The 20,120-nt window shown below is 39.1% G+C and carries 22 protein-coding genes; 9 read left to right on the top strand and 13 right to left on the bottom strand.

The features are described 5' to 3' along the window. The coding region (locus KV40_RS17475; RefSeq protein ID WP_036484265.1) for a hypothetical protein at positions 1–1,103 on the bottom strand (1,103 nt) is incomplete at its 3' end. A gap of 274 nt (positions 1,104–1,377) precedes the next feature. Between KV40_RS17475 and grxC the strand changes: the two genes are divergently transcribed. The 4 genes from grxC to KV40_RS17495 are packed head-to-tail and all read left to right on the top strand — an operon-like array spanning position 1,378 to position 3,350. Then, positions 1,378–1,647: a glutaredoxin 3 gene (grxC, locus tag KV40_RS17480; protein WP_036484268.1), complete on the top strand. Its 270-nt coding sequence runs from the start codon at positions 1,378–1,380 to the stop codon at positions 1,645–1,647. A 47-nt stretch (positions 1,648–1,694) separates the two neighbouring features. Continuing rightward, positions 1,695–2,669, top strand: coding sequence for a glutathione synthase (gene gshB, locus KV40_RS17485; RefSeq protein ID WP_036484270.1), 975 nt, complete (start codon positions 1,695–1,697; stop codon positions 2,667–2,669). A 24-nt stretch (positions 2,670–2,693) separates the two neighbouring features. Next, positions 2,694–3,008 carry a DUF2499 domain-containing protein gene (locus KV40_RS17490; protein WP_036484272.1) on the top strand — a complete coding sequence of 105 codons (315 nt, stop codon included), beginning with the start codon at positions 2,694–2,696 and terminating at the stop codon, positions 3,006–3,008. Positions 3,009–3,014: 6 nt separating this feature from the next. Further along, a complete protein-coding gene (locus KV40_RS17495) occupies positions 3,015–3,350 on the top strand; it encodes a DUF3593 domain-containing protein (protein ID WP_036484275.1) in 336 nt (111 codons plus the stop codon). A gap of 52 nt (positions 3,351–3,402) precedes the next feature. Here the strand turns inward: KV40_RS17495 and KV40_RS17500 are convergent, their stop codons facing one another. Beyond that, a complete protein-coding gene (locus tag KV40_RS17500) occupies positions 3,403–4,143 on the bottom strand; it encodes a class I SAM-dependent methyltransferase (RefSeq protein WP_036484278.1) in 741 nt (246 codons plus the stop codon). A 39-nt stretch (positions 4,144–4,182) separates the two neighbouring features. Further along, positions 4,183–4,620 carry a secondary thiamine-phosphate synthase enzyme YjbQ gene (locus KV40_RS17505; protein WP_036484921.1) on the bottom strand — a complete coding sequence of 146 codons (438 nt, stop codon included), beginning with the start codon at positions 4,618–4,620 and terminating at the stop codon, positions 4,183–4,185. Between the two features lie 182 nt (positions 4,621–4,802). Here KV40_RS17505 and glmS point away from each other — a divergent pair, with 182 nt between their 5' ends. Next, positions 4,803–6,689, top strand: a complete 1,887-nt coding sequence (glmS, locus tag KV40_RS17510; protein ID WP_036484280.1) for a glutamine--fructose-6-phosphate transaminase (isomerizing) — start codon at positions 4,803–4,805, stop codon at positions 6,687–6,689. Positions 6,690–7,465: 776 nt separating this feature from the next. Here glmS and KV40_RS17515 read toward each other — a convergent pair. Then, positions 7,466–8,341, bottom strand: coding sequence for a carbohydrate ABC transporter permease (locus KV40_RS17515; RefSeq protein WP_036484282.1), 876 nt, complete (start codon positions 8,339–8,341; stop codon positions 7,466–7,468). A 7-nt stretch (positions 8,342–8,348) separates the two neighbouring features. Then, on the bottom strand, positions 8,349–9,089 hold the full coding sequence (locus KV40_RS17520; RefSeq protein ID WP_036484284.1) for a DUF2993 domain-containing protein: 741 nt from the start codon (positions 9,087–9,089) through the stop codon (positions 8,349–8,351). A gap of 112 nt (positions 9,090–9,201) precedes the next feature. On the opposite strand from KV40_RS17520, the gene KV40_RS17525 reads away from it, so the two are divergent. Together KV40_RS17525 and KV40_RS17530 are read left to right on the top strand one after the other, a co-directional pair. Further along, complete coding sequence (locus KV40_RS17525) at positions 9,202–10,155, top strand: C69 family dipeptidase (protein WP_036484286.1); 954 nt, start codon at positions 9,202–9,204, stop codon at positions 10,153–10,155. A gap of 10 nt (positions 10,156–10,165) precedes the next feature. Further along, on the top strand, positions 10,166–10,810 hold the full coding sequence (locus KV40_RS17530; RefSeq protein ID WP_036484288.1) for a PAP/fibrillin family protein: 645 nt from the start codon (positions 10,166–10,168) through the stop codon (positions 10,808–10,810). Between the two features lie 123 nt (positions 10,811–10,933). Here the strand turns inward: KV40_RS17530 and KV40_RS17535 are convergent, their stop codons facing one another. The 7 genes from KV40_RS17535 to KV40_RS17565 all read right to left on the bottom strand — a co-directional run bounded on the left by KV40_RS17535 (position 10,934) and on the right by KV40_RS17565 (position 16,717). Next, entirely contained in the window at positions 10,934–11,386 is a 453-nt protein-coding gene (locus tag KV40_RS17535) for a GNAT family N-acetyltransferase (RefSeq protein ID WP_052055724.1), read from the bottom strand. Beyond that, positions 11,386–11,661, bottom strand: coding sequence for a DUF1778 domain-containing protein (locus KV40_RS17540; protein WP_036484290.1), 276 nt, complete (start codon positions 11,659–11,661; stop codon positions 11,386–11,388). Before KV40_RS17540 ends, KV40_RS17535 begins: the two co-directional genes overlap by 1 nt. Before the next feature lie 165 nt (positions 11,662–11,826). Beyond that, the gene (locus KV40_RS17545) at positions 11,827–13,515 is read right to left on the bottom strand and encodes an NAD+ synthase (protein ID WP_036484292.1); all 1,689 of its coding nucleotides are present in this window, start codon (positions 13,513–13,515) and stop codon (positions 11,827–11,829) included. Positions 13,516–13,593: 78 nt separating this feature from the next. Continuing rightward, positions 13,594–13,887: an isochorismate lyase gene (locus KV40_RS17550; RefSeq protein ID WP_036484294.1), complete on the bottom strand. Its 294-nt coding sequence runs from the start codon at positions 13,885–13,887 to the stop codon at positions 13,594–13,596. A gap of 6 nt (positions 13,888–13,893) precedes the next feature. Beyond that, positions 13,894–14,649, bottom strand: a complete 756-nt coding sequence (locus tag KV40_RS17555; protein ID WP_036484296.1) for an NUDIX domain-containing protein — start codon at positions 14,647–14,649, stop codon at positions 13,894–13,896. Continuing rightward, positions 14,646–15,239, bottom strand: coding sequence for a nicotinate-nucleotide adenylyltransferase (locus tag KV40_RS17560; RefSeq protein WP_036484299.1), 594 nt, complete (start codon positions 15,237–15,239; stop codon positions 14,646–14,648). Before KV40_RS17560 ends, KV40_RS17555 begins: the two co-directional genes overlap by 4 nt. A 98-nt stretch (positions 15,240–15,337) precedes the next feature. Then, the gene (locus tag KV40_RS17565) at positions 15,338–16,717 is read right to left on the bottom strand and encodes a nicotinate phosphoribosyltransferase (RefSeq protein ID WP_036484301.1); all 1,380 of its coding nucleotides are present in this window, start codon (positions 16,715–16,717) and stop codon (positions 15,338–15,340) included. Positions 16,718–17,115: 398 nt separating this feature from the next. Here KV40_RS17565 and KV40_RS35800 point away from each other — a divergent pair, with 398 nt between their 5' ends. After that, complete coding sequence (locus KV40_RS35800; protein WP_172657308.1) at positions 17,116–17,274, top strand: hypothetical protein; 159 nt, start codon at positions 17,116–17,118, stop codon at positions 17,272–17,274. Between the two features lie 269 nt (positions 17,275–17,543). Beyond that, on the top strand, positions 17,544–19,025 hold the full coding sequence (locus KV40_RS17570; protein WP_036484303.1) for a BCD family MFS transporter: 1,482 nt from the start codon (positions 17,544–17,546) through the stop codon (positions 19,023–19,025). A gap of 140 nt (positions 19,026–19,165) precedes the next feature. On the opposite strand, the gene KV40_RS17575 is transcribed toward KV40_RS17570, so the two are convergent. After that, positions 19,166–20,068 (bottom strand): ISL3 family transposase, encoded by a 903-nt coding sequence (locus KV40_RS17575; RefSeq protein WP_052055697.1) that lies wholly within the window; start codon positions 20,066–20,068, stop codon positions 19,166–19,168. Positions 20,069–20,120 lie beyond the last annotated feature (52 nt).

The raw sequence follows: 20,120 nt of genomic DNA on the forward strand, positions 1-20,120 counted from the left end.
TCTAGTTCGGAGATGGAAGACTCATCGCCAGTTTCACTATCATCCCAGCCCGTCATAAGATCTTCGGTTTCGGAACCAGATTCTTCTTCCATACTCATATCGTCCAATTCGGAGATAGAAGACTCATCGCTACTGGCAAAATCCATCATCTCGGAAGAGTCATCGCTAGCTGCACTCTCATCCCAGCCAGACATAAGATCTTCAGTTTCGGAAGTAGGTTCTGCACTCAAAGATTCTAATTCTGACTCATTTAAAGAATCAATAAGGTCGTTTACTTCTTCTGTTTCTTCCTGTGTTTCATCTATAGATTCTATTTTCTCTGTAGCTGGTTCGGAATCTAAATTGTCTACAATAGATTCATCTCGATCGTCTTCGATAACAGAATCAATTAATTCTGTTAGCTCTGCTTCTTGCTCCAAGTTTTCTTCATTGGCAATTTCTTCAATTGCTTCAGCTTTTGGAGTAATAATTAAATCTAATTGTTCTTTATACTGAGATAACTCTTCTATTTGAGTTTGTAAACTGCTTTTTTCAAATTCAAGATCTACTTTTTGCTGTTTGGTTTGTAAAAGCTCTTCGTTAGTTTGTTCTAATTCTGTCTGACGAGCTGCCAGGCTAGCTTCCAAATTTTGTATTTGCTGCTGTAAATAGATTAAAGAATTGTTGGTTGATTCGTGTTGCTGGGACAAATCTTGCACTTTACTGTTCCAGTCATCATATTCTGACTCCAACTTTTGTTTTTGAGAATTTAGATCGGAAATTACAGCTAGTAGTTGATTATGTTCTGATTGTAGAGAATTAATATTTGCTTCTGCTTCCTGCATCTGCGTAGTTGCTTGAGTTAAAGACTGTTGCAAGTGATTTTCTCGATCTTGAAGCTGTTCGACTTGCTCATGCAGAGAATTTTCTCGTGTATCTTCTTCTGTACTCTTTTTACTGTTAACAACTAATGCTCCTGTAGCACTAGCTATAGAACCGATCGCGCCAGTGGTTATTAATGCGTTTCTAACACCATCTTTAGGAATCAGCATTCCAACTCCTACGGTAACGCCGAAAGCAAGAGAACTAAGCAGAATTTTATTAACAACTTTGGCTGAATTCATATTACTCTATTGAATAAAAATTAACTTATTAAGTACGCTATGGAGCTTAAAGCCTCTAGCGTGTTTATACGAAAGAAATTGTTAATTAATAACCAAAAATTTCTTATCTTGTTTCAAGAGTTCCCAAATATTCGTAGAAAATTAACAGTTTGACTGCGAAACATAATTATTAAAAAGCGATCGCGCTATTATTGGCGGTTTTGTAATGGAATAAAAGTAGAAGATGTGTTTAAAATGAGGTTGATGTAACAATAATTAATATATAGAGGGAATTATGGCAGCAAACGTAGAGATATACACTTGGAGCTACTGCCCTTATTGCCTTCGTGCTAAGGGATTATTAGAGGAAAAGGAAGTTGAATATCAAGAATACTGTATTGATGGAGATGAAGCTACTAGAAATGAAATGAGACAAAGGGCTAATGGTAGATCGAGTTTACCGCAAATTTTTATTGACAATCGTCATATTGGCGGTTGCGACGATCTCTACGCTTTAGAAGGCGAAGGAAAATTAGACTCTTTACTCAAAGGTAGCGTTGCTTAGTACGGCATAATTATTCTAATCGACAGCACATATTAGGAAAAAAAGGCGTGAAACTCGCATTTATCATCGATCCGATTACTCAACTCAATCCAGGACACGACACCAGTGTCGCAATTATGGAAGCGGCTCAAGTTTTAGGACATCAGGTATGGACGACTGAAGCCAGCCAACTTACAGTAGTCGAAGGAAAAGCCTGGTCGTATCTGCAAGCGGTGCAGCTTAAACCAGTAGAATTAATTGAAGGACGCTGGCAAGTGCCTAGAGATTGGTGTCGGGTTGAAAACAGTGTTTTTACTTGTTTGGAAGAGATGGATGCGGTTTTTATGCGTACCGATCCACCTGTAACTATTCCCTATCTTTACGCCACCTACATTCTGGATTTGATAGATACCAAAAAAACTTTGGTAATAAACTCCCCAGAAGGTTTGAGGACTGCTAACGAAAAAATGTACGCTCTACAATTTACTTCGGTTATACCTCAAACTATAGTTACTCAGAATAAAGCCGTTATTCAAAAATTCCTCGAAGTTAGAGAAGGTGGAGTTTTAAAACCGTTGGGAGGAAAAGCAGGAGAAGGCATTCTGTTTTTGGAAAAAGGCGATCGCAACTTTAATTCTTTGATCGAAGTTAGCACTCAACGAGGTCGCGAACCAGTAATGATACAAGAATATTTGCCAGCCGCTAAAGAAGGAGACAAACGAATTGTTTTATTAGATGGCGATCCCATTGGGGCAGTAAATCGCATTCCTACTGGTAGTGAATTTCGCGGCAATATGGCGGTAGGTGGCAAGGCTGCTAAAGTAGACATTACAGAAAGAGACTTAGAAATTTGCGCTACCGTCGCACCTCAGCTACAAGCGGATGGCTTATATTTTGTCGGCATTGATATAATTGGCGGCTATTTGACTGAAGTTAACGTTACTAGTCCTACGGGAATTAGAGAAATAGATCGCTTTAATAATGTCAGACTGGGTGAAAAAGTAATTAAATGGTTGGAAAACAAACTAAACTTTTTTAAGTAATTATTATTTACCGTTCGACAAATAATGCACGCACTTTCAATTTCTACTTGGATGGTTCATGTTTCCAGCGTCATTGAATGGATCGCTGCGATTTGGTTTATTTGGCAATATGGAGCGATTACGGGCGATCGCACTTGGTGGGCGTTATCTTGGGCAATGCTACCCGCTTTAGTTAGTGCTATGTGCGCCTGTACCTGGCATTTTTTTGATAACCCCGAATTATTGGACTGGCTGGTTGTCTTACAGGCAGCAATGACGGTAGTAGGAAATTGTACTCTGTGTTTGGCTGCCTGGTGGATTTGGCGTTCGCGGCAAGATAAAGTAGAAACTAATGACTGATAAATAATGAGTAAGGAAAATCTGTTTGCTATTTCTCTATTTCCCTATCTAGGATTTTTGTGGTTTATCACTCGTTCTGGAAAAACACCCCGTTTGGCTTTAATTGGTTTTTATGTATTGTTGGTTTTTGTCGCAGTTACTATTCCTGCTGGTATTTATGCAGAAAGTCATTACGGTACGAGTCTGGCTAATGTAGATTGGCTACACGGTAGTGCGGAGTTATTTCTTACTATTTCTAATGTGTTAGTAGTTTTGGGTTTTCGTCAGGCGATAATTAATTTCCAACAAAAAGATAAAATCGATACTAGTACCGCTACGCGGAAATCAAAAGTTAAAAGTTAAAAGTCTAAAGACAATAAAAAATTGAGCTTCTTTGAAAATTTGCAAGCAACAACTAAAAACTAATTAGCCAACACTCAAATAACTCACCAGGGAGACTTTTAACAATTTTGCCTTCTGCTTGACTTACTAAACTTTGCCATTCACTCCGAGGCGTTAATAAAACTTCTGCACCTAGATAAGTTTCTAAAATTGCCCAATCTTCAGCTAGAGGCTTTTCAGGATCGATAACATCAAAAATAAAGCTGCCTCCAGGTTTTAGCACTCGCTTAACTTCAGCCAATACTTGCTGGCAATAATCTAGAGCATAGTAACAACTCCACCCTGTTGCGATCGCGCCATCGAACTGATTATCTTCATAGGCTAACGAATGACCCGCACCTAATTTTACACCGCGAAACAATTTAGAATTTAGTTGTGGTGCGCGACTTATTAAAATATCTCTTGCCGTTTTGCTGACTTCCTGACCATAGAAAAAAGCCTCCCATTCGTTCCAGGGATAAATCAAAAAACTCAAACCACAACCAATATCTAACCAAGTCTGCTTTTTCTTAGGAGTTTTTAATTCCCAAAATCTAGAACTAATGCGGTCTTGAAGATGTCCTATCTGCCATTCGTCGAAAATAGCCATAGTTTCTATCTCTGGAGGCAAGGTCAAATTTTCTTGACGATATTGTCGCTCGAATCTTTGAGTCGTATTTTCCAGTGCAGTTTGCCAGTCACTGCTAGCATCAGTAGGTTCGAGTTGAAAAAAACCCGAACTTTGCTTGGGTAAATTTGAATTTTGCTTTGCCAATGTATCTGCTTCCTAAAGTTTAAATAATTACAATTTAAGTTATTCTCCGCTAATTTGAACTAAAACACTGCGACGACGAGGACCATCTAATTCAAAAAATAATACCGACTGCCAGGTTCCCAATGCTAATTGACCGTCAATTAAAAGTATAGTTTCACTATTGTTAAGGGTCATAGCAACTAAATGAGAGTGTGCGTTTATCGGTTCGTCGGGTGGAACATCTCGTAAATGCAGATCGTTGTGTAAATATTTATCTGTAGGCGGTGCTAATTTACGAAAATAATTTTTTAGATCTTCTAACAATCTAGCTTCGTATTCATTAATCGCCAGGGCTGTGGTGGTATGACGAGAAAAAACTATAACGCTACCGTTTTTAATCGATGTTTTGTCAATAATTGCTTCTAGTTTAGGAGTTAGGTTGTGAATATCGATGTCTGCTTGAGTTTCAACTTCGATAAATTGATTGATAATTGGCATCTTTTGGTTTTGTCTAAATTCAATTATCATCCTATGACAAACTGATACTAGTATTATTTTTCGATTACGCCCTGTTGTTGCCAATTAGAATAAATAAAATATATAAATATTGTCGCGGAATTTAAAAAATTAAGTTAGAACATAATAATTGTCAACCGATCGCCAAAAACTGATAACTTACTATGTGTGGAATAGTTGGATATATAGGCACTCAAACAGCTACAGAAATTTTAATCTCTGGTTTAGAAAGGTTAGAATATCGCGGTTATGATTCTGCTGGAGTGGCAACTGTTAGCGAAGGTAAAATTCAGTGTGTCAAGGCGAAAGGTAAACTTTACAACTTAAGAGAAAAATTAGAAAGAGAAGTCAATCATTCTCAAATCGGTATCGGACATACCCGTTGGGCAACTCACGGCAAACCCGAAGAACACAACGCCCATCCCCATCTCGATACATTAGAAGGAATTGCTGTAGTGCAAAACGGCATTATCGAAAACTATCGAGAATTGAGAGAAGAGTTAATCCAACAAGGTACGGAATTTACTTCAGAAACCGATACAGAAGTTATTCCTCATTTAATAGCCCAATGTTTGCATGGCTCGGATTTGTCTTTACTGGATGCCGTAAGACAAACTATTCCTCGACTCAAAGGAGCTTTTGCGATCGCCGTTATTAGTGCCGAACGCCCCTACGAACTAATCGTTGCCCGTCAGCAAGCACCGATAATTTTGGGTTTCGGGCAGGGTGAATTTTTCTGTGCTTCCGATATTACCGCCTTATTACCTCACACTCGCGCTGTTTTGAGCTTAGACAATGGCGAAATGGCAAGAATGACCCCATTAGGAGTAGAAATCTATAGCTTTGCAGGCGATCGCCTCAGCAAGTTTCCCCGCACCCTCGATTGGAATCCCGTACAGGTAGAAAAACAGGGTTTCCGTCACTATATGCTCAAAGAGATTTACGAGCAACCTGCGGTAGTACGAACCTGTTTGGAATCCTATCTCAATCCCAACTGGCACGCCGACGAACAGCCCGACTTTAGCCCCGTAAATCTTGGCTTGACCGCTCATCTCTGCGACAATTTAGAACACATCCAAATCTTGGCTTGTGGTACCAGTTGGCACGCTAGCTTAGTCGGCAAATACTTACTAGAACAACTAGCCAATATTCCTACTACAGTCGATTACGCCTCAGAATTTCGCTATTCTCCCAAACCTTTAATTCCCAATACCCTCACCATCGGCGTAACGCAGTCGGGTGAAACCGCCGATACTATCGCTGCTTTAGAAGCCGAAAGAGCCAGACGAGAAAACTTAGAACCCAAACTACAGGCAAAACTTTTAGGCATTACCAATCGCCCCGAAAGTACTTTAGCTCAAGTAGTCGATCGCCTTATTAATACCCAAGCAGGGATTGAAATTGGGGTGGCGGCTACTAAAACCTTTGTTGCACAGGTAATGGGCTTTTACTTCTTGGCATTAGACTTAGCTTATCGTCGCCAAACTCTATCCAATCAAAGAATTGGTGAGATTATTGAAGGCTTGCGCGGTATTCCCCCTCAAATCGAGAAAATAATCGAAACCCAAGCAGATTACATTGAAGAACTAGCACACGACTTTACTCAAGAAACCGAAGATTTTATTTTTATCGGACGCGGTATCAACTTCCCCATTGCCTTAGAAGGTGCGTTAAAACTCAAAGAAATTTCTTACATTCATGCAGAAGCCTATCCCGCAGGGGAAATGAAACACGGACCGATCGCTTTACTAGATCACAAAGTTCCTGTTGTTGCGATCGCTATGCCTGGAAGCGTCTACGAAAAGGTAATTTCTAACGCCCAAGAAGCCAAAGCCAGAGATGCTAGACTCATCGGCGTAACTTCAGCAATGAACGCCCAAGAAGCAGCGCATACTTTTAATGACGTTTTAACCGTCCCAGGGGTAGAAGAATTAATCTCGCCGATTTTAGCAGTCGTCCCCTTGCAGATGTTGGCTTATCACATCGCCGCAATTAAAGGGCTAGACGTAGACCAACCTCGTAACCTCGCAAAATCAGTCACGGTTGAATAAGTACAAATAAACTTATCTATCTTGTTGTGAAATGGTAATTCGGTCAAACAATTTATAATTCGATACAACAATTTATAATTCGGTAGAACAATTGCAGCCAAAAAGCCGTATAATCTTTTCAATAAGAATGTACTGTTTTTTGGCTTTGTTTTTTATGGGCAGACACAACCAGCAATGGACAAAAGCTAAGTTAAAGCGATATGTAAAAGAAGGTCGCGGTCAAGGTAGCGGAAAACACTATAAACCTTGGAATACTATTAGAGATTACCCATCAAAAGGAAGAGTATCACGAGCGCCTGGATGTGTATTATGAGATTGTTATACCAATTTTAAATCTTACGCTATTTAGTAAATTTAGGTTAATCTCGTTAATGTATCAAACGTTAAATTAGCCAAATTACCAAATTTGCTTATCATGAGAACTTTTTCCTATATGAATTTCAGCAAAGTTTCCAACTTTATTGTTATTTAAATTGATATAAATTTAAAGTTAGTGGAAAAAAGTTTCTAACTTTATTTAGCAAGTTTCATTTTTCTGTAACGAAGCAACAAAGTTTATAGCTCGCAAAAGTTTCCAACTTTATTGTTACTCTACACAAAATATAAATCTGTAAATTATTGACAATCAAAAGTTTTTAATGCCAAATTTCTTAAAAATCGATCGCTCTAAAAACCATTTTTATCTTGTTAAATAAATATAGTTATTTTAATTAGTTTACTCATGATTAACTAACTTTTTGTTGGTAGCTATTAGTTAGTTATCAGTAGAGTTAAAGCTAAGTTTTAGAAAGATATAAATTAGCAATAGAAAGTCCCAAAATACCCAAAAACAATACCAGTCCAATAGTACAGGCGTAGCTAATATCAAGATCCTGAAAAGCTCGTTCGTAAAGATAATAAACTACAGTTTTAGTGCTGTCGCGGGGTCCTCCCTGGGTCATGATGTAAATTTCTTCAAAGACTTTAGTAGCAGAAATTGCCGAAATCACCGCTACTAAAAATAAGTAAGGACGCATCAGGGGAATAGTAATATCAAAATGTTTTTGCCAACCGTCCGAACCATCGATCGCGGCTGCTTCGTATAGTTCTGGCGAAATTGCCTGTAAGCCAGCTAGATAAATTACCATATAGTAGCCCAATCCTTTCCAGATGGTTACTAACATCACGCTCCAAATCGCTAGTTGGGGACTTGTCAGCCAAGGAACGCCTTCACTAATGCCAACCTGTTGCAGAAACTGATTGAGCAAGCCATTTTGAGTATAGAGAGCTTTCCAGGCAATTCCCGCTACTACCATCGAGATTACTACTGGCGTATAAAATGCCGTGCGAAACCAGTTAATTCCCCGCAGTTTTTGATTGACTAAAATTGCTAAAAACAAAGGCACGATAACTAAAATTGGCACTACACCAATAAGATAGATAACGGTGTTTTTAAGCGTCTGCCAAAAAATCTCATCCTGTAGCAATCGCTGGAAATTAGCAAAACCGACCCATTCTGGTGCTTGGGTAATATCGTATTCGTATTTAGTAAAGCTAAGAGAAAAAGCCTGTATTGCTGGTAAAAATACCGTGATAATTAGCAGCGCGATCGCAGGTAGTAAAAATAAATAGGGAACTAATTTTTGACGCTCTAACCTAATTGTTTTTAACATTGACAATTTAGAGAGTAGGAAATTCAGTAATATCTGCTGCTGCCGATATTTTTATACAATCTGCTTCCACAGCAAGGCGATTAATGCGTAGAGCGAGTCCCTGTTTCTCAAAGTTACGCAAATTGAGCATTTTTTCAGCTTTATCTAAAAACCCTTGGGTTATGTCTTCTGATAGTTCTTTTCCAGACTCGTATTGAATATTTTCTAGTACGACGCTTCTACCTCCCGAAGCAATTTTTGGAGTTGCAGTAAATGCCACTTCTTTAGTTTCCCCAGATGGCTGCAACTCAACCACAGCTTCTACCGCTACGGTTCCATCTTCGCGAAACTGGCATTTTTTTTGAGGAACCGTTAGCTTAACCTTTTCTGTTGCTAAATATGTATCTAAAACATCGATTTTAGCTCTGAGTTCTGGTGAATTTATGGCGCGGTTGAGATCGGTTTCGGTTAAAACTAAGTAGGCAGTGCCTTCGGTAGGCTGAGTAAGTTCGATATTGCCAGTGAGAGCTTTTAGAGGATCGATAGAGATTGTTTTCATACCAATATTTAAAACCTGTACTTTTAAATCGGTTTCGATAACCAATCCTTCTCCTGCAATATCTAGCGATTCTACCTCACCGCTAGCTAGTTTGTCGGGAGCGGTTTTGACTTTGACATCCAAGCGATCGTAAGCTTCAAGTTGAGAAGATAAAGCTAATGCGGCAAATTTGTTAAATGCCTGTTCTCCGAGATTTTCTGTTCCGAACATATTGGTTTGGTGTCGCTTTTACTGGATTTATTTTACATTCCTTAAATATATAAAAAACTACTCGTTCTGGGTGTAGGCTCTAATTAAGTCATTGAAAGCAGGAGCGATGAGAATGTGTGATTCTATGGTAGCTCTACCAGATGTTACGCAAGCAGGGGATTTGATTTTTGGTAAAAATAGCGATCGCCCAGCAAAAGAAATTCAAGATGCGATTTCTATTCCCGCTCGAACTTATGCCAACAATGCTGCTCTAGAATGCACTTATATCACAATTCCTCAAGTCAAACATACGCTAGCCGTAATTATTTCTCAACCTCAATGGATGTGGGGTGCAGAAATGGGGGCTAATGAGTGTGGTGTGGTTATCGGCAATGAAGCTGTTTGGACTAGAGAACCCACTCACGATACTGGTTTATTGGGCATGGATTTAGTTCGCCTGGGTTTGGAGAGAGGCACAAGCGCGATCGCAGCTTTGCAGGTTATTGTCGAGTTGCTGTCTCAGTACGGACAGGGAGGCAACTGCGCCGAACACTTTCAAATGAACTATCACAACTCTTTTTTAATTGCCGACAGAAACGAAGCGTGGGTATTAGAAACAGCCGAAAGATATTGGGTTGCCGAACGTGTAATTAGCGGCGTGCGATCGATTTCTAACAACCTCAGTATTAGAAATGCAGATACTATTCGCCATCCCGAAGTAGTTGAGTATGCCGTAAACCGAGGCTTGTGTAATAGCGAAGCAGATTTTGATTTTGCAAATATATTTAGCAGCAGCTTTGTTAGCGATGTGCCGTCTCCTAACTCCAGGGAAGGCAGAGTCAGACAGTTATGCCAGTTAAATCGAGGTGAATTTTCCGTCGAGACAGCAAAATCGATTTTAAGAGATCATCAAAGTAATGTTTGTATGCACGGCGAGTTTGTAAGTGCGGGCAGTCAAATATCTTCACTATCCCCAGCAGGAGACAAACACTGGTTTATCGAGCGTCCCCATCCCTGTCAACATGATTACCAGCAGGTTTCTTTCTCGCCAAACACCAAACTAGATTCAGTTGCAGGGATAAAATAAGGTCAAAAAAATGGTAAAAGTTCCAAATCGATTGGCAACCAAACAGAATTTACTTAAAGAAATCGAACGACTCAAAAAAGAACAAAACACTCTTGATGCACCAATTACCGATCTAGAAATTCAGCCTCAACTCGTTTCCGCGATCGCAACATTAATGCAGGATTTAGAAGAATCAAACCCTTTTCCGCGTCCTTTGTTATATGCTAATACCCTACTCGATGGTGCTTGGTTGTTGGAATATTCAACTGCTAGAGAAATTCGGGCTTTAAAACGCTTGCCTTTAGGATTTCAAGTAGGTAAGGTCTATCAAATAATCGATGTTAACAATGGGTCTTTTGAAAATAAAGCATGGGTGCGACATAGTTCGGGCTTACTATCGGGCTATGTAAGAGTAACAGCTACTTTTGAACCTGCCAAACAAGATGACGATATATTTCCCAATAGACAAATTAATATTGATTTTAAACAGCGTTTTTTAGGCATCGAGCGGATTTTTGGGATAAAAACAAACTTGCTCGACCCTTTTAGAGTTGTAGAAGCCAAAAATCCAGTTGGTAGAACTCCCAGTTTGAATCTTACTTACATCGATGAAACCATAAGAGTTGGTCGGGGTGGCGACGGTAGTTTATATATCCTATCTAAAGCCAAAATGTAATCGGCTTCTCACACGAATTAGAAATACCGATCGAGAATATAGCTAGAAGTTTTGGTTATTTATTTTTGAAATTCAGTTAATTATCTTAGCGATCGCTTGCATGGGTATATATAGCCGATTGGATTAAGATTTAAATGCTACAAAACCATACTTTTTGTAAAAATTGCTGGCTTTATCATCTATGGCATCAACTACTACAGCAATTGGAGCAATGGTCTTGGTATTTTCATAAGCTTTTAATAACGCATTAACGAGCATCAGCTTACCGAAATTACGACCTTGATAATTTATATCTACTGCTAAACGACCTAGCATAGTGGCAGGCAAGCGAGGATAGCGAGGCAGTTTTTTTGCCACAGACAACTCTAGTTCCAAAACTTCGATGGTAAAAGCAGAGAGTGTATAGTATGCTAATACTTGGTTGTGGCAATCTACTAAGACAAATACTGTAGCAACCTTTCTTTTTAGATCTTGAGAAGCAGTTTTAACTAGGTATCTGTTTAAACTTTCTTTACCGCAGTCAAAATTAGAACGATTGTGTATTTTTGAATTCAATAGCTCGATCTTTAACGACATCAATCTCCAAACACTTTTTGGTACTCAGCAAAGGCTGTTTTTAGTTCTTCTTTGGGTTCGGGTGGATTGAGAATAGCCGTAACAAAAGCTTCCGTATCTTCTCTGTCTAGTTGCATTGACTGATGAGAACGAATTACTTTTATTGCTGCTTCTTGCAAGCTAGTGACTACGAAGTCTGTAAGGGTGACTCCCTGAAGTTCTGCTGCTTGCTGCCACATAGCTTTGACTTTTGGGTCTACACGGGCTTCTAACCTGGCAAAAGATTTATCGGTCATGAAATTAACTGTAATATGGTTTTGTTTTTTATACTAGACAGATCGCATTTGGTAACTGATAGCTTATGGCTTATGGCTTATGGCTTATGGCTTATGGCTTATGGCTTATGGCTAAAAAAATCGATAATGTGTCTTAGCAAAAAACTAAAATTTTAAGGTACTGTACTAATAATAAATTCCCATCCAACTGCTGGCGATGGGCATCCGCCAACCAGTACCAAAGGCGCGATCGGTTATTTTAATTCCTGGGGGTGCCTGACGGCGTTTGAATTCGGCGCGGGTTAGTAATTTAATTACTTTAGCTACCGTGTCGGGATCGTGTCCTGCTGCTACTATAGCTGATTCTGATTGATGTCGATCGATAATGCGTTCTAGAATATCGTCGAGAATTTCGTAAGCGGGTAAAGAATCACTGTCTTGTTGTCCTGGCTTTAGTTCGGCACTAGGGGGTTTGCTAATAATATTGTTGGGAATAACTTCTCGATCGCGATTTAACCACTGACAAATACTAAATACGCGAGTTTTTGGCACGTCGGCAATAACTGCCAAGCCGCCATTCATGTCGCCGTATAGCGTGCAGTAACCTACAGCTAGTTCCGATTTATTACCAGTAGACAAAAGCAGGTGTCCGAATTTATTGGCGATCGCCATTAATAAATTACCTCGTATCCGCGACTGAATATTTTCTTCGGCAACTCCAAACTCCGTCCCTTCAAACATCGGTGCCAGTAATTTATCGTAAGCCATCATTGCCTCACTAATGGCAATTTGCTGGCTGTTGATACCCAAATTGTTAACCAAATCTACGGCATCGTCAATAGAACCTTTTGAACTATAGGGAGAAGGCATCAAGACACCCAAAACGTTTTCCGCACCTAATGCTTTTGTAGCGATCGCTGCTACTAATGCCGAATCGATACCGCCACTCAAACCCAATACAGCCGACTTAAAACCGCATTTTTTAGCATAGTCTCGCACGCCTAAAACTAATGCGCGATAGATATCTTCATTGCGATCGGTTTCATAGAGGGTATCTTCCCTCTCAACGCTGTCATTTTGCCCAGAAGCAGATCGCAACTTGTCTAACTCAACTATAACCAAGTCCGTTTCAAACTTTTTAGCGCGATCGACAATTGTACCCGTCCCATCTATAGCGACGCTGTTGCCATCAAAAATAAGATCGTCGTTTCCTCCTACCTGATTGGCATATAAAATTGGTTTTTGATAGAAAGCCGCACCCTGACTTAACATTGCTTCTCTGATTTTTTGCTTGCCCACACTATAAGGGGATGCTGACAGGTTAACTACCAAATCTACATTTAACTGCGCTAATTCTGCCAGAGGATTAACCTCATAACTGCGTTTTCCCCAAAACTGTTCGTTATTCCACAAGTCCTCGCAGATAGTCATGCCAAACTTTACCCCATCGAGAGTAAAGTATTTGGCTTCAAAACCCGACTCAAAATAGCGGTCTTCATCAAACACATCGTAAGTTGGTAATAGGCGTTTGTAATAGGTTTGTCTGACTTGTCCTGCTTCGAGCAAGACAATAGTATTAAATAATGATTTTTGTCCTTTAGAAGCTGCATGAGGATTTGGTTCTACCGTACCAACCAGCACTGCCAAACCCGAAGGTAAAGATGAGGCAACTTCTTTTAATTTTTGTGCCATCAAGTTAATAAAACCTGGATACAGCAGCAAGTCTCTAGGAGGATAACCACAGAGAGATAGTTCGGTTGTTAGCAGCAAACGCACGTTTTGTTTGGCTGCTGTTTTTGCTGCTGCCAGTATTTGTTTGACATTGTGGGAAATATCGCCGATTTTGGGGTTGAGTTGAGCTAGGGCTATTTTCATGTTTGCGTTTTCTGCCAATATGAAATATTAATAATGCTTTATTTGGGTTTTATAGATAGCGATCGCCAGTAGTTGTAGTTATTGATTTCTCCATTTATGAAGTTCTTCATCAATAAAATAATTAACTAAATTGCGATATAAATCTTCTACTACGTCTGGATCTAAACCTTCAGATTCTGCCCACACTCGTCTTTGCTGTAACATTGCCTCTAATCTATCTGCCGCTCGAACATCTGTAGTGCTATTTTTAAATTTCGCTGCCGCTTTTACATATTCAAATCTTTTAGCTAAGATGGCAATTACTTGTCGATCTATTCTGTCTATTTCACTACGAACTTCAGTTATATTCTGACATTTTTCCGCTGGTTTCATAGCTAATTAAATAAATACTAATGGCTTGTCTTTTAAGGGAGCAAAAGCTTCGGCATCAAAACGATACAAACTTGCAGGACGACCCGCACCGCGAGAAACTTTAACTCCCGTATCTGATAGAATACCTAACTTAAGCAAGCGAGATCTAAAGTTAGAATAGTCGGAGAAATTTTCACCTAAAACCGTACAGTAAAGTTGATAAACTTCATTTAAGGTAAATTCTTGCGGTAGAACTTCAAAAGCGATCGGACTGTATTCTAATTTATTTCGCAGGCGATTATAGCCATATTCTAAAATACGATTGTGATCGAAAGCGAGAGATGGAACTTCTTTTACTTGATACCAAGAGCTTCCCGAAGCAGACTTGGTAATTATCTTTACTTCTTCAAATCTTACTAAAGCAAAATAGCTAACAGATAAATATCTTACTCCAAAACTTTCGGGGTTTTCTCTGGGATCTCTTCCTGGTTTACCAAAGGTATATAGTTGTTCTAGATATAAATTATCTACCTGGATTTTTTCGGCTAAAGTTCGATAAGCAGCTTGTTTTAAAGACTCTCCCTGACGCACTAAAGTACCAGGTAAACTCCAGCAATTTATAAAGGGTTCGTCGGTTCTTTTACGTAATAAAACTAATAAACGATTTTGTCTGGTATCTACCGAAAAAATAACGTTATCCACTCCAACTTTAAAATCGGCTAATCTCTCCGAACTGCTTTCAGATCCGTCTTTACTTTTAGCCCAAACTGAGTCTAGTTTCATACTTTCTCTCCTGCTTTAGTTCGAGCAGCATACAAACGCTGTTGCGAAATATAGTTTTCTACTGCTGGAGTTATAACTCGATTATCTCCTTGAGAACGATAGGCACTTGAAGAAACTTGCGGTACATCCAGACTGGCAATAGTATACTGCCCTCCTATAGCTTCGAGGGATTTTAAATCGGCGCGATCGAGATCGTATCCAGAACGAGGAATAATTAAAATTTTTACCTTAGCTAACAGTTCTTCAATACGATACCAGCTAGTTATTTGCGGTAAAATATCTGCGCCAATTACTAAAGTAAATTCCGTATTATCTTGCCAAATTTCTCTAGCTTTATTAACAGTATTTAGAGTGTAGCGATCGCTCAATTGCTGCCGCAGGCTAATATTATCTTGAGGTACATCGATTTCTTCAATAACTAACCGCAACATTTCACTACGGCGATTTAAAGGTGTCTGATGCTGTTTGAAAGGATTATCCGATGCCCACACTACGACTAAATCGTAATGTATAGCCAACCAGCGTAAAATAGATTGATGTCCTGCGGTTGGCGGATCGGCACTGGTACCGAAAAGAGCTATTTTTTTCATCTTTGTGTTTAAATTATTAGAAGAAGTTGTCGATCGCAAGGCTTTTCAATGAGCAATGAGCAATGAACAATAAGAGTTTAACTACTAAGTGCTAATTGTTAATTGTTCATTGTTGAATTTTTACTGAGTCGCTTTTCTACTTCAATTCGTAATGATTCTAAGGCGTTACTTATTTCTACCTCAACTGGTGTCGGATTATCTATCTGGCGCGTAGCAGATGGCAGAGAAGTAACGGACTTGGCGGTACGCTGGCGAATAGTATCGAGAGTTTCTGAGTTTAGCTTTCTTTTACCGTTTTGCATCATTAATTGCAACAAAGATTGTTCTCCATTGTTTGCAGTTTCATCAGCCAAACCGAGTCTTTCTCTTTGTAGGCAACCCTCTTTTATAGTGCGAAAAATTTGCTTGCGCCCTGGATAAGTTGCTTTGCTGCTAGATTGTTTCATCGTCGGAATGTTATCGATATCTACCAGTTTATAAACTCCGTTGACTGGCTTGCCCGTAACTAATTTAGTACCAACTCCATAGCCATCGATCGCCGCACCTTCTTTTTGCAGGCGAGCAATTTCTGCTTCTCCAATATCGCCACTAACAAAGATGTTAATATCTGGTAGTTGCGATCGCACTTTCTGCGATAGTTCTGCCAAGTCTCCCGAATCGAGACGTACCCCCGTTACCTTCATCTCGTTGGCAGCAACTCGTTCTCTTAACCGTTCTGCTGCTGCTACCGTATCGTAGGTGTCAATCAATAAGGGTGCTGTGGGAAAATACTTTAAAAAGGCTTCAAAGGCTGCATCTTCATTTCCTGCGATCGCGTCGATTGCCATAATTAAGGCATGAGCCATCGTACCCGTTGGTTTTTCTCCTAGTTTTAAAGCCGCCAACACATTAGAGGTACTATTAAAACCTGCTGCCAGTGCTGCTCTTGCTGCCCAAATCGCTCCCTGGGGGCTAAAGGCTCTACGAGTGCCAAATTCTAACAGGCTGGTTCGTTCACCCGCCATGTCTCTCATTTTTGCCGCTTTGGTGGCAATTAGAGTTTGGTAGTTAATTGTGTTGAGAATATAAGTTTCAACTAACTGTGCCTGCCATAGCGGAGCATCAATTCTTAAAAACGGCTCGTTAGCAAAAATTGCCGTTCCTTCTGGTACCGCCCAAACATCTCCTGTAAAAGTCCCCGCTCGCAGTAATGACCAAAATTCAGCAGGTGCGTTATCGAAGATGCCTATTTCTTTTAAGGCTTCTATTTGAACTTCGCTAAATGACAGTCGTTCTAAATATTCTAAAACTTGCTCCAAACCCATAGCGATTAGATAGCCAAAGCCCTCTGGCAAATGACGCACGAATAGCTCAAAACTGGCTGGTTTGGTGGCAATGTTTTCACCTGCATAGCAGGCAATCATAGTTAACTCGTATAAATCTGTTAGTAACGAATATTCTTGAGGAGCAATAGTTAGCTCTTTTTCTGATATAGTCATATTTAATGGATAATAGTGAATTATATTTTTGGTAAAATTTACTATAAATAGGATAGCAAAAAAATAGCCTTGTTATTTAATTTGGCTGTAGTGAATCAAAAATAAGACTACTTGATAGGTAGCAAAGAAATTTTTATCCTAATTTTTAGCTTGTTATGATAACAATCGAGCTAAAAAAGAGCGTCGATAAACTTTATAGTAATTAATGCCTAGTAAAAATGCTGCTAAAAAGACATCTAATTATTAACTTAGATTGCAACGTTTAGCAATTAGCGATCGATAATTAAATTACTTAAATAAATTTGAATAAACGTATCGACAATTAAAAAGCTGCTGGTTTTCTAGCTAATAATTTAAATAGATTGAATTATTTTTTTGAGTTAATTAGGAGCCTGACTATGATTATTAAAATGCTAGAAAGTATTTTCCAATATATCGGCGAAGGTTTTGCTCGCATCTTTGGTCCTAGTAACGATGAATGCCCCTCAATTGGAGTACAGCCATTTTCTGGAGTAATCTATCATGCTAATTCTAAATTAGACTGGTTTGATTGGTAAAATTTGCAGGCTTATCTCTATTAGCTAACTTCCTCTTTTCAAAATATCGAGTAAAGCTGTTTCATTCTTACTTTTAGTTGGGGCAATAATTTTTTAAAGCTCATACATTAAGCTTTTCCTAGAATGAAGTGGCTTTTTTTTGCTACTTAATATTTTTGCTACAGTAATTTCTAAAATTGCGATCGCAATAATTGTAGATTATAAAAATAGCTTAAACTGATTAGGTAAATATAAATACATTACCTATAGCTATTGCGATCGATTCAAAAATGAATGGCAAAAATCCTAACGAAACAGATTTATCTAATACACGCTCTCATCGCCAGGTAGGTATTCTGACTACCTTGCGCCTGGGTTTGTTTAATATGGGACTGGGATTGATGGCAGTGTTGACACTAGCCGTACTCAATCGAGTAATGATTAGTGAGTTGGGAATTCCTGCCGCAATTACGGCAGGTGTTTTGTCACTGTCACTTTTCGTCGCACCTGCCAGAGTTTGGTTCGGACAGCTATCGGATACGCGACCGATATTTGGCAAGCATCGCACTAGCTATGTACTATTAGGAACTGCCGTTTTTGGTTTGGCGGTATTTTTGGCAGTGCAGACAGTATGGCAGCTAGGAACGGTAGTCAGAAACAATGATGGTTGGTTATGGAATACTCAGACTATTGGCTGGACGGCAGTTTTAGCTTTAATCCTGGCAGTTTACGGGCTAGCAGTTAGTTCGAGTTCGACTCCCTTTACGGCTTTATTAGTAGACATTTCAGAAGAGCAAAACCGCTCTAAACTAGTGGCAGTAGTATGGTCGATGTTGATGGTAGGTATTGTCGTTGGTGGAGTTAGCGGTAGTGTAGTTTTCAAGCAAATTGAAGCCGAAGGTGTAGCAGGACAAATTCCCATAGAAGTTTTACGAACGCCAATTAATTCTGTATTTAGTTTCGTACCATTTTTAGTTTTTACTCTGGCGGTAATTGCTACTTGGGGAGTCGAAAAAAAATACTCTCGCTTTAGTTATCGTTCCACTCCGAGCGATTCCCGAAGGCAGCGCGCAGAGAGCGATCGCGAAGATAAAGTTACTTTGAGCAGAGCAATAAGAATTTTGACCGCCAGTCGTCAAACGGGCATCTTTTTTTCTTTTTTATGTTTGCTAACTATCAGCTTATTTATGCAGGAAGCTGTTTTAGAACCCTATGGCGGTGAAGTATTTGGTATGTCGATCGCCGAGACTACTTTACTTAATTCCTATTGGGGTATTGGCATACTTATCGGCTATAGTCTAACTGGTTTTTTAATTGTGCCTCGTCTGGGTAAAAAGCTAAGTACCAAAGTTGGCTGTGGTTTAGTCGCGCTGTGCTTTATCTTAATTATTATCGCTGGCTTTACCCAACAGGCGATCGCCCTCAAAATTGCTCTACTTTTATTTGGTGCGACAACGGGAATAGCTACAGTAGGGGGTGTGAGTTTGATGCTCGATCTCACCGCAGCAGAGACGGCAGGAACTTTTATCGGCGCTTGGGGACTGGCACAGGCAATATCTAGAGGTGCGGCTACTTTTCTTGGTGGTGTAGTCTTAGATGTTGGTAAAGAGATTTTTGCTACGCCTTTATTTGCATACAGTCTGGTTTTTGCTCTACAGGCTGTAGCCATGCTTGGCGCGATCGCCATTCTCAATCGAGTTAGCGTTAGAGAATTTCAAGAAACTACGGGAAAAGCAGTTGCGATTGTAATGGAAGGAGATTTGGATGGGTAAAGGATTTAATTAGCAAGTAGAAGATAGCAGATAGTAATTAAAAATTCGCTAATAGTACAATAGAAAAGAAAATACAAAGAATGTCTAGAGATAGACTTTATAATAAAAAAAAGTGGTTCTTCAGTAAATAGTATGCTTAACTAACAGTTGAAATGCCAAGTTAACAAAACTCTATCACGAAAGTTACTAAAATTTCTAAATCCGTATGCCGCTCGTTTTATGAGCTTTAATTTATTGTTAATTCCTTCCACGACTCCATTAGTTATTCTCTGGTCAAAGTAAGCAATTATTTCTCCTATCCATCTGGTAATTGTCTTTTGAGCTTTTGGATAATATTCTTGGGCTTCTTTTAACCAATCGCTAATTTTTAGTAATCCTGTTAAACTATCTTGCTTTTGTTGCAAAATATCTCTAAATTTTTCTTTTAACTCGTGCATTTTTCCCAATGTCGGACAAACTATTTTAACTTCGTTTAATTTCTCTTGTTGTCTCTCATTTAAATTATCTTCATTTCTGAGCAGCGCATATTTGCTTTTGCTTAGTCCCGATAAGATTTTCTGCTTCTTTTCCTTAGATTTCTCTTTTTTTACTTCTCGTTTTTGAGCTTTTCTTTGCTCATCTAACTCCTCATTGACTTGTTTCATTACCTGAAATCTGTCTGCTACTATTTCGGCATTCGGCATTAACTTTCTAACCAAACTTTTGTAAGGCTTCCATAAGTCTATGCTCACATATTCAATTAACTGAAGTACTTCTGTTCCCCACGAAGTTAGAACGGACATAATTTTTTCTTGACTTCGCTCTGATAAAATATCGACTACCTTGCTTTTCTCTAAATCTACTAATACCGCACAATAATTGCCCTGTCCCTTCACTAAGGCTATTTCGTCAATTCCTAATCTTTTTAACTTTGATGGTTTCTCTTGTTTTAGTTCTTGGGCTTTATCTTTAAGCATTGTTTCTATTTCTTCGGTCGAGACATCATTATTTTTAGCTACCGTCTTAATGTCATCTAACAGCTTGGTTTTTGATGAGGATGCCATTTTGTGTACCTATCAACTTAACTAACTATGACTAAAGCAAGTTTATGTGATA

The sequence above is a fragment of the Myxosarcina sp. GI1 genome (assembly GCF_000756305.1).
Lineage (GTDB): Bacteria > Cyanobacteriota > Cyanobacteriia > Cyanobacteriales > Xenococcaceae > Myxosarcina.

What these genes read in the sequence shown, in the direction of transcription:
- grxC (WP_036484268.1), top strand. Translation starts at nt 1,378, where the DNA reads ATGGCAGCAAACGTAGAGATATACACTTGGAGCTACTGCCCTTATTGC.
- KV40_RS17490 (WP_036484272.1), top strand. Translation starts at nt 2,694, where the DNA reads ATGCACGCACTTTCAATTTCTACTTGGATGGTTCATGTTTCCAGCGTC.
- KV40_RS17495 (WP_036484275.1), top strand. Translation starts at nt 3,015, where the DNA reads ATGAGTAAGGAAAATCTGTTTGCTATTTCTCTATTTCCCTATCTAGGA.
- KV40_RS17505 (WP_036484921.1), bottom strand. Translation starts at nt 4,620, where the DNA reads ATGCCAATTATCAATCAATTTATCGAAGTTGAAACTCAAGCAGACATC.
- glmS (WP_036484280.1), top strand. Translation starts at nt 4,803, where the DNA reads ATGTGTGGAATAGTTGGATATATAGGCACTCAAACAGCTACAGAAATT.
- KV40_RS17515 (WP_036484282.1), bottom strand. Translation starts at nt 8,341, where the DNA reads ATGTTAAAAACAATTAGGTTAGAGCGTCAAAAATTAGTTCCCTATTTA.
- KV40_RS17520 (WP_036484284.1), bottom strand. Translation starts at nt 9,089, where the DNA reads ATGTTCGGAACAGAAAATCTCGGAGAACAGGCATTTAACAAATTTGCC.
- KV40_RS17525 (WP_036484286.1), top strand. Translation starts at nt 9,202, where the DNA reads ATGTGTGATTCTATGGTAGCTCTACCAGATGTTACGCAAGCAGGGGAT.
- KV40_RS17530 (WP_036484288.1), top strand. Translation starts at nt 10,166, where the DNA reads ATGGTAAAAGTTCCAAATCGATTGGCAACCAAACAGAATTTACTTAAA.
- KV40_RS17535 (WP_052055724.1), bottom strand. Translation starts at nt 11,386, where the DNA reads ATGTCGTTAAAGATCGAGCTATTGAATTCAAAAATACACAATCGTTCT.
- KV40_RS17540 (WP_036484290.1), bottom strand. Translation starts at nt 11,661, where the DNA reads ATGACCGATAAATCTTTTGCCAGGTTAGAAGCCCGTGTAGACCCAAAA.
- KV40_RS17545 (WP_036484292.1), bottom strand. Translation starts at nt 13,515, where the DNA reads ATGAAAATAGCCCTAGCTCAACTCAACCCCAAAATCGGCGATATTTCC.
- KV40_RS17550 (WP_036484294.1), bottom strand. Translation starts at nt 13,887, where the DNA reads ATGAAACCAGCGGAAAAATGTCAGAATATAACTGAAGTTCGTAGTGAA.
- KV40_RS17555 (WP_036484296.1), bottom strand. Translation starts at nt 14,649, where the DNA reads ATGAAACTAGACTCAGTTTGGGCTAAAAGTAAAGACGGATCTGAAAGC.
- KV40_RS17560 (WP_036484299.1), bottom strand. Translation starts at nt 15,239, where the DNA reads ATGAAAAAAATAGCTCTTTTCGGTACCAGTGCCGATCCGCCAACCGCA.
- KV40_RS17565 (WP_036484301.1), bottom strand. Translation starts at nt 16,717, where the DNA reads ATGACTATATCAGAAAAAGAGCTAACTATTGCTCCTCAAGAATATTCG.
- KV40_RS35800 (WP_172657308.1), top strand. Translation starts at nt 17,116, where the DNA reads ATGATTATTAAAATGCTAGAAAGTATTTTCCAATATATCGGCGAAGGT.
- KV40_RS17570 (WP_036484303.1), top strand. Translation starts at nt 17,544, where the DNA reads ATGAATGGCAAAAATCCTAACGAAACAGATTTATCTAATACACGCTCT.
- KV40_RS17575 (WP_052055697.1), bottom strand. Translation starts at nt 20,068, where the DNA reads ATGGCATCCTCATCAAAAACCAAGCTGTTAGATGACATTAAGACGGTA.